This is a genomic window from Novipirellula sp., assembly GCF_041583735.1.
Taxonomy (GTDB): Bacteria; Planctomycetota; Planctomycetia; order Pirellulales; family Pirellulaceae; genus Novipirellula.
The window spans coordinates 1-15,953 of record NZ_JBFHFD010000138.1 but is presented as its reverse complement, the minus strand read 5'-3'; the positions used below and the strand labels follow the sequence as shown (position 1 = coordinate 15,953).

At 55.3% G+C, this 15,953-nt stretch carries 10 protein-coding genes and 1 pseudogene; 7 read left to right on the top strand and 4 right to left on the bottom strand.

What is annotated here, in order from left to right; translation table 11 throughout:
* The first annotated feature begins 123 nt into the window (after positions 1-123).
* Positions 124-1,500 (top strand): SAM-dependent methyltransferase, encoded by a 1,377-nt coding sequence (locus ABX962_RS12665; RefSeq protein ID WP_372719902.1) that lies wholly within the window; start codon positions 124-126, stop codon positions 1,498-1,500.
* A 34-nt stretch (positions 1,501-1,534) separates the two neighbouring features.
* Here the strand turns inward: ABX962_RS12665 and ABX962_RS12660 are convergent, their stop codons facing one another.
* The 3 genes from ABX962_RS12660 to ABX962_RS12650 form a co-directional block, all read right to left on the bottom strand.
* A complete protein-coding gene (locus tag ABX962_RS12660; protein ID WP_372719900.1) occupies positions 1,535-2,680 on the bottom strand; it encodes an SGNH/GDSL hydrolase family protein in 1,146 nt (381 codons plus the stop codon).
* 114 nt (positions 2,681-2,794) lie between these two features.
* Positions 2,795-4,156: a sigma-54-dependent transcriptional regulator gene (locus tag ABX962_RS12655; protein ID WP_372719898.1), complete on the bottom strand. Its 1,362-nt coding sequence runs from the start codon at positions 4,154-4,156 to the stop codon at positions 2,795-2,797.
* Positions 4,157-4,326: 170 nt separating this feature from the next.
* Positions 4,327-5,253, bottom strand: a complete 927-nt coding sequence (locus ABX962_RS12650; RefSeq protein ID WP_372719896.1) for an SHD1 domain-containing protein — start codon at positions 5,251-5,253, stop codon at positions 4,327-4,329.
* 257 nt (positions 5,254-5,510) lie between these two features.
* On the opposite strand from ABX962_RS12650, the gene ABX962_RS12645 reads away from it, so the two are divergent.
* Together ABX962_RS12645 and ABX962_RS12640 are read left to right on the top strand one after the other, a co-directional pair.
* Positions 5,511-5,957 (top strand): YkgJ family cysteine cluster protein, encoded by a 447-nt coding sequence (locus ABX962_RS12645; protein WP_372719894.1) that lies wholly within the window; start codon positions 5,511-5,513, stop codon positions 5,955-5,957.
* 262 nt (positions 5,958-6,219) lie between these two features.
* On the top strand, positions 6,220-7,236 hold the full coding sequence (locus ABX962_RS12640) for a rhomboid family intramembrane serine protease (RefSeq protein ID WP_372719892.1): 1,017 nt from the start codon (positions 6,220-6,222) through the stop codon (positions 7,234-7,236).
* Positions 7,237-7,339: 103 nt separating this feature from the next.
* Here the strand turns inward: ABX962_RS12640 and ABX962_RS12635 are convergent, their stop codons facing one another.
* On the bottom strand, positions 7,340-8,383 hold the full coding sequence (locus ABX962_RS12635; RefSeq protein ID WP_372719890.1) for an acyl-CoA desaturase: 1,044 nt from the start codon (positions 8,381-8,383) through the stop codon (positions 7,340-7,342).
* A 359-nt stretch (positions 8,384-8,742) separates the two neighbouring features.
* Here ABX962_RS12635 and ABX962_RS12630 point away from each other — a divergent pair, with 359 nt between their 5' ends.
* The 4 genes and pseudogenes from ABX962_RS12630 to ABX962_RS12615 form a co-directional block, all read left to right on the top strand.
* Entirely contained in the window at positions 8,743-10,020 is a 1,278-nt protein-coding gene (locus ABX962_RS12630) for an HD-GYP domain-containing protein (protein WP_372719888.1), read from the top strand.
* A 419-nt stretch (positions 10,021-10,439) separates the two neighbouring features.
* Complete coding sequence (locus tag ABX962_RS12625) at positions 10,440-14,195, top strand: serine/threonine-protein kinase PknK (protein ID WP_372719886.1); 3,756 nt, start codon at positions 10,440-10,442, stop codon at positions 14,193-14,195.
* A 278-nt stretch (positions 14,196-14,473) separates the two neighbouring features.
* Positions 14,474-15,520, top strand: coding sequence for a glycosyltransferase family 9 protein (locus ABX962_RS12620; RefSeq protein WP_372719884.1), 1,047 nt, complete (start codon positions 14,474-14,476; stop codon positions 15,518-15,520).
* Positions 15,521-15,568: 48 nt separating this feature from the next.
* Positions 15,569-15,953 (top strand): annotated as a pseudogene (locus ABX962_RS12615) (EamA/RhaT family transporter); the annotation flags it as partial.

The window sequence follows — 15,953 nt, the reverse complement described above, 5'->3', positions numbered from 1 at the left end:
CGATGACGGATCGGGGCATCTCGCCCACATCGTGTTCATCATGTTCACACTAACCTCGCCGCTTTTGCTCGCCGGAGTGTTGTCGATGGGATTGTCCGCTTGGCGATGGTTTCAACGTCAGGCATGAGTGTGACTTCAACTCCGCATGGCGAGTCCTTGGATGGCGACTCGTTTCACGACCTGGTTCGCGACGCACTTGGTAAGATCTCGCTTTCGCCAGACGAACTCGACGCGTTTATCGCATCGTTATCAAGTCGTCACCGAAACGTCGTTCGGCTACGCCGCGAAGTCGCCCCGAAATCGCTGCCGTTTCCGACCACCCCCGTGCCGTGGTACGCCCTGGGCTATCGCAGCGAATCGACTGAATCGCGTCCATCGAAGGAACTCGCGTATGCTGCGGGCGACTATTACGTTCAAGATGCGGGATCGCTTCTCGCGCTTGCCGCGTTACAAGCGGATCATGCTGATGCATTAAGAAATCAAACCGTATGTGATCTCTGTGCCGCGCCGGGCGGAAAGGCCACGGCGATTCTGGAATCGCTCGAGAGCAGCGGTTTTCTGCTGGCGAACGAACCGATTCGTTCACGTGTTCCCGCGTTGTTACATAATTTGTCTCGCACGGGTTCGAACCGTTTCGCGATCTCGCAACTCGATCCCGAAGATCTCGCCAAACAGTTAACGGGTTGCTTTGATATCGTCGTGGTGGACGCCCCCTGCAGCGGACAGGCGTTATTGTCACGCAAACGGCAATCGATCTCGGCGTTATCGGGCCATCAAATCGAACATAGTGCATCGCGGCAGCAACGCATCCTGTCCGCCGCGACGCGATTGCTGTGTCCCGGCGGGAAACTGGTCTACAGCACCTGCACGTTCGCCGCGGCGGAAAACGAAGCTCAGATCGACGGGCTGCTCGGTTCGCACGACTTCACTGCTGAATCGATCCCATCGCTGCAGCAGTATGCGTCTCCGATCACCCCCGGCTGCTATCGCCTGTGGCCTCACCAACACGACTGCGCTGGCAGCTTTGCGGCCTCGTTGATTCAAGGGGACGCATCGTGGTCGACCAAAACGTTTCGCAACAACAAACCATTTAAAACCACGGTCGAACTCGACCAATGGTTCACCGATTCGGGTCAAGTGCATCGATATTTTGGTAGTGATTCATCGCTTTACGCGATTCCAAAGGATGCCCCGGAATGGGTGGAACGGGTTGCCAAATTAGGTCCCGAAATTTCTCATCGCACAGGCAAAGTGTGGAAGCCAGCACATGCGGCGGCGTTACAACGCGGCACCTCCCTTCGCCCCCGACAAACAATGGATGTCGACCACGAAACAGCGGCACAATACCTCAGCGGATCTCCAATCCCCTGTCGCTCTCGCGGCTGGACCGTGGTGCAGTACCACGGACGCCCCTTGGGATGGGTCAAAGGAGATCGCGGTTTGGGGAAAAACCATCTCCCCACCGCATCGCGATTTACCCAGATGTCACCGCCCCGCTAACCGCGGGGGGAGGGGACAAAACGGGTTTGCCATGCTAATTCTGCATGCCGATCGCCTTACGCAAAACTGGCTCGAACACATCAGCTTGTCGCATAAAGCCGAGATCGCTGGCGTGGGAACCATCGGTCGCCCCGTCGGCGTCGTCGCCGTACAGATGATCGCCCTCGATGTAATGCAAACCGGTGACGCCGTCATCGACCAGACTTTTGTAGGCCGCTTTGAGTGCCGCATGATTATCGGTGTGATGCTGTTGGCGATCCGGTAAGATCCAATCATTGGTATTGCGGCGATCTTCTACCAGCACAATCGGGGTGTCGGGGCGTGATTGACGAATCTGTTTGACCAGCGGAATACACTTCTCTGCCACCGCGGCGGGGCCCATATTGGGCAAACAGTCGATAACGAACGCAGCCGCATCGATTTGCACCAGATAATCACCGACGGCTTTGTCCATTCGCCCATTGCCCGAGAAGCCAAGGTTGGCCACCGGCATGTCGAATCGTCGCCCCAAGATCGCAGTATGAACCATCCCCGGTCGGCTGGCACAAGCACCATGGGTGATACTGGTACCGTAGAACACGAGAGGCTTTTCGCGTGGTTTTAAGCCTGCGAAATGACGCCCCTGCTCGACTCCGATACTCATAAACTCGACACCGTTATAGAGCGGCAGGTAGGCTGCGTATTCACGCTGCCCCTCCGCCAACCCACTTACGATTTCGGCTTTGACTTCTTGGGACGAAGGCTTGGCGACCTGTACCCATCTCCAATCGCCGTGACTATCGCGAGCATACAAATCGACTCCGCTGACCCCGGTCGCGGGCATATGAGGCATCGCCAAGCCCGCGTCTTTCAATTTGTAGTGAACGTGGATGGCGGTAGCATTGGTGGTGAACCTCACCATCATCCCTGCGCTGTCACGACTAAGATTCCAAACATTCTTGGTCACCGACCCTTGCGCCGATGCAGGCAAACGATCAAACCATTGTTGTCGCTCTTGATCGGGCAAGATACGGCCTTCGACACCCCACTGAGTCACGTCGTACCAATCGATTCCTCCGGCGGATTTTTTGCTGACCGCCATTTCAGGATCCAACGTGGCAATCGACACGTCTTGAGCCAATAACAAAGAGGCGTGCAGAACCATCCAGGTTGCGACAGCGCGGTAAATCAGAAGGATCATTAATTCATCTCAACGCGTCAGAGGAGGAAAGGGATGCCGGATCGCTGACGCACGACACGACATGGGGCAACCAAGGTGGGAGTGACAACGTGCACTGGGTTCATGTGCACTGGGTTAATGCAAATTATAACGACTCATTTTGTAATGGAGCGTTCGCACGCTGATCCCAAGCGCTTTGGCGGTTTGATCACGATGCAGATCAAAGGCGTTAAGCACCGCAGCGATTGTTTCGCGTTCGCAAGCTTCGACCGCTTCGGCCAAAGGAACAAGCGTTTTATTCGCCGGACTCGGAGTACGCGTCAATTCCGCGGGCAATTCGTCATGATGGATGACTTCGCCGCTGTGGGTCACCACAATCCGTTCCATCATATTTCGCAGTTGGCGAACATTGCCGGGCCAGGTGGACGAAACCAGCGTTTGCATCGCGGCGGGAGAAAGCTGTTTGGCGTCGCGCGAATGTCGCGTGCAGAACTGTTCCAAAAAATGCTCTACCAACAATGGAATGTCTTCGCGACGCGCCCGCAGCGGGGGGACTTCGATGGGAATCACGTTTAAACGATAAAACAGATCTTCGCGAAACACGCCTTCGTCGATCAATTCATGCACCGAACGGTTGGTTGCCGAAACGATGCGTACATCGGCGTGTATCAACTCTTCGCCCCCCACACGCGTAAACACGCGTGATTCGAGCACCCGCAGCAGATCGACTTGGCTTTTCGCCGACATTTCCGTCACTTCGTCCAGGAACAAAGTGCCTCCGGCGGCCTGTTCAAAACATCCCGGTTTTTGTCGCGAGGCGCCACTGAAGGAGCCTTTTTCGTGGCCAAAAAGCTCACTTTCGAGCAGGTTTTCTGGCATCGCGCCTAGATTCACAGCGATAAAGGGACCGCTGCTTCGGTCGCTGAGGTCGTGCAAGGCGCGGGCAATCAATTCCTTTCCCGTGCCACTTTCGCCCTGTATCAAAACGGTCGCTTCGGTAGCGGCAACTTGGCGAATCTGCTGAAACACCGCCTGCATGGCGGCGCCGTTTCCGATGATATTCGAGACTTGCCCGGCGCCGGCCAATTGCGTTCTCAATTGCCGGTTCTCGACTCGCAATTGGGAATACTCTCGAGCCTTGCGGACTTGCTGACGGATCAAATTCAAGTCAAGCGGCTTCAAGATAAAATCGAATGCGCCCGCACGCATCGCGTCGACGGCGGTCTCGACGGTTCCGTGAGCGGTGATCACGATGACCGCGGTGGTCGGACGCAAGTAACGAATTTTTTCTAACAGCTCGATCCCTGTCATGCTGCTGTTCAATCGCACATCCGCGATCACCAATTGAAACGAACCTTTGTTGAATTGGTCCAGTGCGTCGTCGGCATCGCCCGCGGTCTTCACAAGGTCGGCTTCGCCGGCGAGCCCCTTCGCCAAACCCGATCGGATATTGGGTTCATCATCAACAATCAGTACGGCGAACGGTTCGGAACTCATTCAATCAACTCTCCTAAAAAAAACACTCGTCCGCATCGAACGTTGCCCCTGCGGTCGAGCCTCGACAGCGTCGCAGTCAACCGCCTCGCGATTGGCAGGATTGACGGCGGGGCCCAATTGACTTCTGGGCCCCATCAGCGTCTGGGCCGAATTAACGCGACCGGTCCGGATCAGCGGTTAGCCCGCCGGACTCCGATCACGGCGTAACCGGGATAACGAGCCGTCACCATATGCGTCGCGATGTCGCTGTTGCGTGCGGTCACGATGACGCTGGTGCGGCGACCATAAACCCCCTGCCTTGGCTCGAGCATAACTTCCCAAATGGAGGTTAACCCGGTGGCCGCAGCAAGCATATCAAGTTTCATTCGTTCGATTTGATAGTTCTGCTGTTTTTCACGCTGGTACTGCATCGCAGAGGTTTGAACCATCAAACTTTCGCGTTCGCGAGCCGCTTCGTCTTCGATTTGGCTGCGCCAATGTTCCCAACCAGGCTGCAGGACGGCGAGATCGGTTTTGGCAAACAAAAAGAACGGCACACTGATTTCGTCACCACTTTCGAGTTGCATCAAGACGCCTTCGAGCGGATAAGCCTTGGGTTCCGCCGCCAGCGTTTTTTTGGCCCAGGCAGTGAGCTGCGACTCCTCTTGAATCAGTTCTCCCTCGAGATGTGAAATGATTTTCAGGACAAGCTTTTGATGCAGCGGATCGATCCTGGCAAACGGCTGACCGTTGATCAGCACATTGCCCTTCTTCCGCTGCACCACAAGATCCTTTTTGCCATAGGCAAGCACACGTCCGCGGATCATCATTCCGTCGACCGACGTCCACGTCTGCATTTGGTCCGCGGATTTGCGGAACGCATCCCTCGTCTCTTTGGACGCCACATAATCCCGATCTTGTTGCGACAGCTCAGCCAATTCGACCGCCACCAATTTTCCGGATTTGCGTTTTAACACCACCGTCGATTCGTTAAAGGCGATCACGTCGGCATCGATTTTGAATTGGCCGTCGGGACTTGACCACTCGCGGGCATCCACGGTCGCTACGGCCATCGATAAACTGCACACCAACACCAAGAGGGTAGAAAAAATTCGCATGGAACAAGCTCCGAAGAAAGCGATTTGCAGAGAACCTACCGAGATCGATGCCTCTAATTTAGCACACCCCCAGCTCGGTACAAATCGGAAGAGTCGATCCGCCGCAGTGCAAAAACGACTGGCCGCGTCGACGATTTCGCGGCGAAACGCTACAGTGATGCGTTCCAAGAAGCTCGGCTGGAACTTGAATTCGATCGTTTGGAAGCGACAGCTGCCGCTCGAGCCTGACCCAATGCCCCCCTGCGGTTTCCTCCATAATGCCCAAAAAGCAAGATTCAAACAACAAGAAAAAGGCGGTTCCATGGTACGCCGACGGTCTTCGTTTTGAGTGTTCTCAGTGCGGGGACTGTTGCAGCGGAGCGCCGGGATTTGTGTGGGTCAATGAAGACGAAATCGCGGATTTGGCCGACGAAATGAAAATGGAGGTCGACGCGTTCGAGTACCAATTCGTTCGCCAAGTCGGCGCAGACAAAAGTCTAAAAGAATATCCCGACGGGGACTGTATCTTGCTAGACCCCGAAACCCGCAAATGCAGCGTCTACGGTGCTCGACCGATCCAGTGCCGGACATGGCCGTTCTGGGACAGTAATCTCGAGCGAAAGAAAGATTGGAAAGAAACTTGCAGCGTTTGCCCTGGATCCGGCACCGGCCGACTCTACACGTTTGAGGAAATTGAAACGCAGCGGAAACAAAAGTCCGTGTGAGTCGGTTTGTTTCCCAAACTCCTTGTTTCCCAACCTCCTTGAATCGCAGGCTCATTGGATCGCGGGCTCATTGGATCGTTACCCACCGTCGGCTCGTTGCCGCTGGCCACTTTTTCCTGGCGGCCCCTCAACGCTTGCTAGAATCGCTGCCATGGGAGTGCGTTTTACAAAATTTCCGCTTACAACTAGCCTTCCGTAGATACTCTCTACAATCCTGCGGTAGTTCCCCCTTTACGACTCGATTGAACACGGTTTTGAACTGATGCGGCGAATCGGCAGCCTTGAAAACGAAACTCTTGCTCATCGGTTCTGTGATTTTCTGGTCACACTGTCGATCGATGCTGCAGCGGACTCCGACGGGGCCCCCGAGAGCCCCCGCTGGGACATCTGGATCCGCGAGGAAAAGGACGTCGAAGAAGCCCGCAAACAATTTGCCTTGTTCGAGCAATCCCCCGATTCAGAATCGTACCAAGTCAAAAGCAAGGCGGACGCCATTCGCAACGAGCGGGTGAACCATCACCAACGCAAGATCGCCGAGCAGCGAAAGCTACAACGATCGATGCCGGCGTCACGAAGGTCGGCGATGGGGGGACTCGGGGGTGCCGGCATGGCTGGCCGTCAGCAACGGATTCCCGTTGTGATCAGCGTGATCGTGTTGTCGGTGATCGCTAGTTATTCCGGAGGATTTGGAAAGCCAAGGCAATCGCTTGATAGCACCCAGTTGACGACCGAACAGTCGGTCGACTACGCCCTGTCCTTCGTGGATTACCGTGACTACGTCGAGAGCGACGGCGATTGGTTTGCTTCGGTGCGCAAGGGAGAGGTGTGGCGTTTTATCACGCCGATGTTTTTACACGCCGATCCGCTGCATCTCGCGTTCAATATGATATGGATTTTCCTGCTCGGTTCGGCGATCGAACGACTGCACGGTTCGATCTTTCTAAGCATCTTGCTGTTCCTCAGCCAGCTCGCCGGAATGATGCTGCAGGTCTCACTGCCGGGTGCCGAATCACTGCCGCCGATCTTACAAGCGGTCGCAGGATCGCCGTTTGCCATCGGGGCGTCGGGAGCCGTTTACGGCTTGTTCGGCTACTTATGGATTCGTCCGCAAATGGATTTGTCGTACCCAATTCGCATGTCTCAAGGCAACGTGATGCTGATGTTGGCATGGTTGGTCTTGTGTATGACCGGAATGTTTGGGCCGATCGCCAATGGTGCCCACCTAGGTGGTTTGATCGCAGGTGTCATCGCTGCATTTTTGACCTCTTCCAAACGTTAAAGTCGCCCCAACGCTAGATCCACTGACCGACAAAAAAAAACGCCGCTGGCACCAAGGTGCAAGCGGCGTTTTTGATTCATTGACTTGATCGTCTGCGTTCCGATCATGCTGCGGTCGTCGGAGCACTCTCACCGGCTTGTTTCTCAGCGACGGTACGATAATCGACCACGTCCCAAACCAAGCCACAGGCTCGCAGCAAACGAATCGCTTGCCAGGTAATGTCGAATTCCCACCACTTGTGACCGTGCTTGGCCATCCGTGGGTAAGCGTGATGGTTGTTGTGCCAGCCTTCGCCGTACGCCACGATCGCGACGAGCCAGTTGTTGCGGCTGTCGTCGGTGGTTTCGTAGTTCTTGTAGCCCCACATGTGCGAGGCACTGTTGACCATCCAAGTCGCGTGCAACACGCCAACCAGACGAACAAACATCCCCCAGATCAGCAGCGAAAGCCCGAAATCGTTGCCGCCAATTGCATATCCGATGCCGTACAGCGCACAGCCAACGGCAATGTGTAGGGGCAAGAACAACATGTCCAAAATTCGCATCCCACGTTGCTTGTACAAGTCAGGGACCCAACGCTGCAAGTAGGCGGTGCGATCACCGTTGTGCGTGTGAAACGCGAGCCACGTGATGTGGGCCCACAAACCGCCTTCGTTTGGCGAATGCGGATCGCCCTCTTGGTCGCTGTGAGCGTGATGCTTGCGGTGATCGGCAACCCAATCCAATGCCGAGCCTTCGCCCGCCAAGGTTCCAATCGTGGCAAACGCATAACGGACCCACGAATAAGTCTTCATGCCGGTGTGGGTCAACAAGCGGTGATAACCGAGGCAAATCCCCAGGCTGCCCGTCATCCAGTGCAGGACGACCATCACAGCCAATCCCGTCCAGGAAAAGTAGAAAGGAGCCGCCAGTACGACCAAGTGGGCAATCGTTAACCAACCAATCGCCCAGTAGCTGAGATTGTTAACATGACGTCGTTCCGAAGCCGTCGGATGAGCGTTTGAGGGCAATTTGCCAATTTTATCGTTGCTGACATGAGGTGAGTTCGCGTCGCGATTCGATTTTTTATGTTGAGCGGGCTGAGCGCGGTCCAACGAATTGCGTTGGCGGCGAGTCTGTTTTTTGGTAGGAGGGATGACCGAAGCCATAAGATGAAATCCTGTCGTTGAATGTCCTTGTGAAAGCGTCAGACATCTCACGAAGCTGCCTGAGTGAGGAGATTCTACAGAACCGCAAAGCCCTGTCTGTCTCAGAGCATGTAAACCTATGTAACGGGAGTGTAAAAGTCTTTTATTTTCGTCGCCCTTGATACGCTCTAGCCCTAGATGGTGGCTAGATGGTACTCCACTCATCTCGGCATCCCCTTTCCCTGCTTTGCAGCCCAATTGCTACGGATCCGCTTGATTCCGAACCGATTTCACTTTTGTCTGAATCAAAATGCGCAAGTCCGAGTTGCCCTCTGGAAAACGCATTGAATTGCCCGCGTCGCCCTGTCTCGAGCCTTTCCATGTCTAAATACCGCAAAGTCTCTGCAAAATTGCTGGTTCCGGGTGTCAAACTCACCTCGGCAATCCCCGATCCCGACAATGCGCGTGTTCGGCTGTTGGGTGAAGGGATAGAAATCACTGCGGATCTGATCCTGCGACTGCAGCTGCGGGGGGTAAAGAGTCTGCTGCTAAGCGAAAAGGACATTGCCATCCTCAATGCCTTCACCCCACAAGGGCGGGCGGTGAAGGTGCCTCCGCCTCCGGCCTATGTCAAATCGAGCACGATCAACGAGCAAACGTTGATCTTGGACCAACATTTAGACGCCGACGATGAGCCCGAACACGAGAATACATTGCCGTTTGCCGCTCGCGCACGCAAACCCGAAAACTGCTCGTATGAACCAGGAATGACCCATCAATGGGCGTCCGAGACCAGTGACTCGATTGAATCGATCAACCAGATTTTTGAGGAAACGTTGGCGACACACGATGGCAGCGTGGCACCGCTGCACGCAACGTGTCAGGATATTTTGCGACGGATGACCGAAGACATCGATGCGCTCGTCTGCATGGCTTGTTCGCCGTTCGAAACCGAGTACCCGGCGCGGCACGGTGTGCACCTGGCCACCATGTCGATGGCGATGGGATCGCAAATGGGGCTCGACGAAGCGCTGCTGATCGAACTCGGCGTGGGATGCTTGATTCATGACATCGGGATGAAGGCGATCGGTACCGGATTGTTTTGCTCAAAACATCCGCTCAGCGATGGCATGCTTAAACGTCTCGCCGACCATCCCGTCCGTGGCGCCGAAGTGATCGGGCAATTCGGTGAACAAGTATCCATCGGTTCGCAAATGGTGTCGTATCAAATTCATGAACGGTGTGATGGCAGCGGTTACCCTCGCGGACGCCATGGCGATGCGATTCACCCGCTCGCAAAAATTGCCTGTGTGGCCGACGCATTTATTGGAATGATCTCGACGCGTCCCCACCGCTTGGCCATTCAGGGGTATCATGCCCTCGTACAGCTGCTTCAGGAAATGAAGCAAGGCAAATTCGATGCCACGGTCGTGCGAGCGCTGCTTGAATTAACATCACTCTACCCGCTGGGTAGCTTCGTCGAACTGAGCAATGACAAACTGGGCCGCGTCATTCGCGCCAGCGGTAGAACGTTTGACCGTCCAACAATCGAGATGTGGGACACCCAGCAACGCATTTCTCCCCCCACCGTGTTGAACCTACAACACGATCACTCCATTTGTATCGTGCGATCGATTGCCACGCCCACCGCGGCCTAAACCGCCCCCAAGCTTCTGAGCCCCAAGCTTCTGAGCCCTCAAGCTTCCGTAAGCCTGGGTTGCCGCGTCTGCGGGCTTCTGATTGCCGAACCCCCACCCGCATTCGATTCGCCACGAATAGCGACGGATCACGGCGCTGCAACGCGTTTACCCTGCAAATCTATGGATTTCACTGAAACCGCGGGAAACTCGCCCCATTCTCTTTAGCGAATGCGTGACACTAGTGCCCACGCGATATGGGGAGTTGGTCGATCAGCAAGGGGGGCACTTCGATTTACTGGCGTTTCGTTCCTACAACTCAATGCGTCGGTCGTGTTTTTTTTGACCTGCTCTTTTCGGTCAGATGATCTATACTCTGTTGCTTTGCAGCATGAGTGAACTGCGGTCGACGTTCAAGTTTGACGGGGGTAACAGGTTCAATGGCCAGACTACGCGACAATGAAGAGCACTTTCCGACCGACCCTTCCTCGGACACCAAAATTCGTGGGCAAGAAGATCGAGAAACACATCTTCCCGACGCCTCGAGTGATCGGATTGCGCCCCCATGGAAACCAGGCGACCAACTCGGGCACTTTATGCTGCACCACCTGCTTGGCAAGGGCAGCAGTGGATACGTCTACCGCGCCCGCGATGAAAGCACCGGTCGACTTTGCGCATTAAAACTATTGCTGCCGGCGAAGTGTGAAAACCTAGTCCGCAACAAGCTTGGTTTTCGCCGCATGATCCCGTTGCGGCACCCCGGTCTGATCCACCTCGACCGAATTCATTACATCGATGACCACATTGCGTTTTCGATGGAAGAGGTCAAAGGCAAAACGTTTTCACTAGGGGTTTGGGACCTTGGCAAACGAGATCCCGATGGAGGCTACAAGCAACTGCTGACATTGGTGCGTCAATACGCATCGGCTTTGGCGTTGATGCATTCACGTGGCTTGGTACACCGGGACATCAAGCCTCAAAATTTAATGATTGATCATACGGGTCACGGTCGGCTGATTGATTACGGGCTGGTCGGAACAATCGATTTCGATAGCGATCCCAACGGCTATCGCGACTATCTCGTCGGCCCGCCACACTTCTTTGCACCAGAAAGTTTGTGGGACCAATACTATTTGCCTGCCAGCGACATCTTTAGTTTGGGGTTGGTTTTGCTGGACGCCCTTCGCATCTTGGATCGCACGGTCGATCATGTGCATTTGTCGATTGAGCGTTCGCAAGACAATCGGCGTGATGACGAAGAGATGATCAGCGAAGCGGTCGAGGATTTGTCCTCGGATGTCCCCAGCGTGTTACGTGAAGCTTGTGCCGAGATGCTGCAGAGTGATCCGGTCGATCGCCCCACCGCATCGGCGTTATCACGACTGGGATCGGCCGAATCGCCTTGTTGCCTCTGGATCGACACTCCCATCGTGGGACGAGATGTTGAACTCGAGCAGTGCTGTGACTGGATTGATGACATTTTCAGCGGCGGGGTGGGACGGTTACACATCGAAGGTCCGTCGGGAATCGGCAAGAGCCGTTTTGTGGACGAACTAGCCCAATACATTCACTTAAAACGATGGGGGCAGCTATTTCGCGCGAAATGTCGCTCTGGCGAAGACCTTCCGATGTTAGCGTTCGACGAAATCTGTGATGCGATCGCCACGCGTTACATGAAAAACGATCGCGACATCATGGAACTTGACCCCGCCAGTACGGAGTTCTTGCATGAAGCATTTCCGGTCTTGAAGAGCGTCGTGAAAGCGAGCACTTCGGTCGATCCAGACCGAAAAAGTTTCAAGCGTCTTGATGCAATCGAAGCGGGGGTGCGTCTGAGCGAAGCCTTGCGATTGGTCGGTCCGTTGATTCTGATCATTGACGACGTCCAGTGGGCCGACCGCGATAGTGTAAATGTGCTGGACCGTTTGCAAACGGTCAGCGGAGGCATGTTGGGCATCATCACGGTCTCGCGTCCCGACGGGGACCACCAAGCATCACCGCCCCATCACAAAATTCAGCTCGACCGTTTGACCGAGTCCGCCTCGCAAGAATTGCTCATCGGGGCTGCTCGTCGTTGGTCGGCCCGCTTGAATTTCACCGCCATCGAAGAACTCGTTCAAGCGGCGCAGGGAAACCCACTGCGTCTGATCGACTTTATCGAAGAACTCCGCCCCGGTGGCGTGCTTCACCATACCGTCAGCGGCGAAGAAACCGATTCGGGAACCCGCGTGGTCACTCGCACCGGTCAACTGTGGCCGATGCGTGTGGCACGACTCAGTGACGATGCCAAAGCCGCATTGTCGTACATCGTCACCGCAGGGCATTTAGTGTCTGCAGAACAGTTGAGCGAATTGACCGGTTTGGGTGAGTCGATTGATGCCGTTCTTTCAGAGTTGGTCCAACAGCGGTTGGTTCGCGATGACGTTACCGGTGGCGAATGCATCTCGATTTTTCACGACAGCATTGCAGAGAACTTGGCGACCACGCTGAGCGATTCACAGAAACGCGAGTGTCACGCCGCGTGGGCCCGCTTGCTTTCCCGTCTCGATTCGGGGGGTAAATTGGCAGCTCGCATTGCACGTCATTTCTTTGATGCCGAGGAACCTAACCGCGCCGTCTCGTACGCGATCCTTGCTGCCGAAAACGCTCAACGCTATCACGCCAAAACCGAAGCCGCTCGCTGGCACGCCAAAGTCATCGACCATGTCAGTGGTCCCGAACGCATTGAGCATATTCGGATCACGGCGGAAACATTTGTCGAAGCCGACCGTCCCGTGGACGCGGCACATTACTTTCAGCTTCTCGCATCCGAGTTGAATGATGAAGAAAGCGTCAACTATCAGCTCAAAGCCACCACGTTGCTGATTCGCTGTGGCTATTTCACTGAAGTGCGAGAACAACTGCAACGATTGACACGTCTGCTGAACGTGCCCTCCGCCAAACCACGCTGGATGAGCAAAATCAACATCTTGCGTCTCGTGGCGAATTGCGTCTACACGAACATTCGGTTCTCAAGTAAACAAGGCGACGTGTCCCCCGAGCACGTGACGGTAAGAAACCGGCAACGACTTGAACTCTGCTTGTCGGTGGCACGCCCGTTGTCGATGTACGACAACCTGCACGCGGCAGAGTTGAACATCACCGCAGCAAACTTGGCAGTCCGCTACGGTAGTGAAGCGGACCGAATCCTCGTCGAAGTCGGCGCCGCCGTCTTCGGTTCTTACAACCATGGATCCAAACGAATCCGCAGTGAATTAGCACTGCAAGACTTGTTGCCACGAGCGATCGCCACCGGGAATTCAAAAATGATCGGTGATGTGTGGGCAGGAATTGCGTTTTCGCAAGCGTTGGCAATGCGTTGGAACAGAGTGGCAGCGTCCTTCGATGCCTGCGTGCACCACTACAGTGCATCGAGTGAGCCATTAACACTAGAAGTTTGCCACCTTCGTTCAGTCTACTTGATGGCTCATTGGCACGTCGGTCGATGGACCGCGATGATCAAGACATGTGATCAAATGCTGGACGATTTCAAACAGCGAAATGATCAATTCCAATGGATCATCGCAAGCTCAGGTTGCGGAGCGTCCACCTGGCTGATGCGAGATCGAGTGATCGACAGCGAGCAAGTGCGGCATAAGAATTCAGAAAGTTTAGCCGCTTGCGGCGGCACTCAAATGCTTGACTTCCTCGAATGGACGGCCCACGTCCATCTTGATCTCTACAAGGGGCACTATGACCAAGCGTGGCAACGGATTATGCAACTACGCAGTTCGAAAGCCAATTTGTCGGCGTTGATGCTGCAGTGCAATCGCGTGATGGTCGAGCAATTTGTCGCTTTGACCGCGTTGCATCAACTGAAAAAGGATCCTGCCGGCCCCTGGGTCAAATCGATTGAAACAGCGATCCGGCGTTTGCATCGCGAGCAAGGTGCGTTTGCAAAGACCGTCGCCTATTTCTATGAAGGCTTGCTGCTGCAATTGACGGCCACCTCGACGTCCGACTTTGCCGACGCGAGAAAGCAGTTGGTGATCGCTTGGGAAATGAGCAAGGAACAACGGCTCCGCCCCTATCAATTGGCCGCCGAAGACATGATCGCCACGATCGACGATGGCGAATCCTCGGGCCGTTTGATAGCGAGAATGGAACGACACGGAATCGCCGATCCGCTGCGGTTCTCGCGACTTTATACGATTTGATCGCATTGCCAGGGGGAGGCGGCTTTCCACCTTCCTTCGCTTCGTCGCTGGATTGTGCCCCCTTAGCCACGGAGCGGCTCGTTCGTGGTGAATCTGCCGTTGTTTTTCTTCACAGAATATCGATATTCACTCGACGCCGCCGATGGCCAGCCACGTTAGTTGATTTGCTAGCGTTTGTAGGTTGAGGATCTTGACTGATCGCTCTGGCATCGCCTGCGGTCGGCCGTTTAGAATCACCCAATAGGACGCCCCAATTTTTCGTGCGAAGGATCGCCGTGATGTCCAATGTAAAGATCAAGCAGCGAGGTGGACCTCGAATTCTCATCTCTCGTCTCAGTGCGATCGGCGATGCGATTTTAACGCTTCCCGTTGCCTGTGCGTTGCGAGCCGAATTCCCCGACGCCTATTTGGGCTGGGTGGTCGAACGCAAAGCGGCACCGATGGTGCGGGGACATCGAGCCCTTGATGCAGTGATTCAACTTGACCGCAAATGGTTCATTTCCCCATCGGGAATCCAGACCGCCCGTGCTCTTTTGCGTCCGCATCAATTTGACATTTCGATTGACTGCCAAGGCAACACCAAGTCGGCATTGGCCGGATGGGTATCCGGAGCGCATCAGCGGATTGGATTCGCGGGAAAACATGGAGGCGAGCTCAGTCGGCTGTTGAACAATGTTCGTGTGGCACCCGCGTTTCGCCATGTGACGGATCGATCGCTAGAACTGCTGTCGCCCCTGGGGCTGCACTCTCCGTCGGTTCAATGGGATTTGCCGGTATCCGATGCGTCGGTCGTTTGGGCCTCGCGATGGCGACGTACGATCGCCAGCCCACGGTTGGCCGTGCTCAATCCAGGAGGGACGTGGCAATCGAAGCTTTGGGAAGCGGCTCGCTTTGCCAAAACCGCCCGCTACCTAAAACAGAAATTTGGCTATCAATCCGCAGTGGTGTGGGGCACCAGCGACGAGCGAGTGATGGCCGACGAGATCGTGGCAAAATCGGGCGGCGCTGCGGTGTTGGCGCCTCATACCGACCTCCACCACCTTGCCGCGCTGATCAGTCACGCCGACCTCTTCATTAGCGGTGACACTGGTCCGCTGCACATCGCTGTCGCGGTCGGCACCCCCACCATCGGGCTCTACGGTGCGACACGCCCAGGTGACTCGGGTCCCTACGGCCAAGTCGCGATTCAAAAGGCATACGAACGCGGATCGCGACGACATCGACGAAACGCAGATAACTCGGCGATGCGAGCGATCACCGTCGCCGACGTTTGCGTTGCGATTGATCAGGTACACGCTAAACAAATGCTTCTGCAAGCCGCCTGAAGACGCACGGTTCTCGGCTGCGGCGGTGACGTGTAGGCTGTGCACACGATGCACCTGTTACTTCCATTGCTCGCCAGCGTTCTGTACGTCTGTGGTTTGATCTTTGTCAAACGATCAGGTGCCGCTGGTGCTGGCCAAATTACGATCGTTTTCGTTTCGAACCTGTTCTCGGCGATCGCCTTTTCGTCGCTATGGGTACTCGGGGGCACCACGCTTGATTGGCCCCTGTTCTGGCAACCCGCGGTGATTGCGTGGCTGTTTATCCAAGGTCTCGCGTTCACCTTTTTGGCGATTAGTCGCGGTGATGTTTCGATCGCGGCCCCGATCTTCGGAATCAAAGTCGTGTTTGTCGCCTTGCTTTTGACGTTTGTCGGCGGCGAACAATTGCCGCGATCGGTGTGGTATGCCGCTGCGTTAGCGGCAACAGGGATTG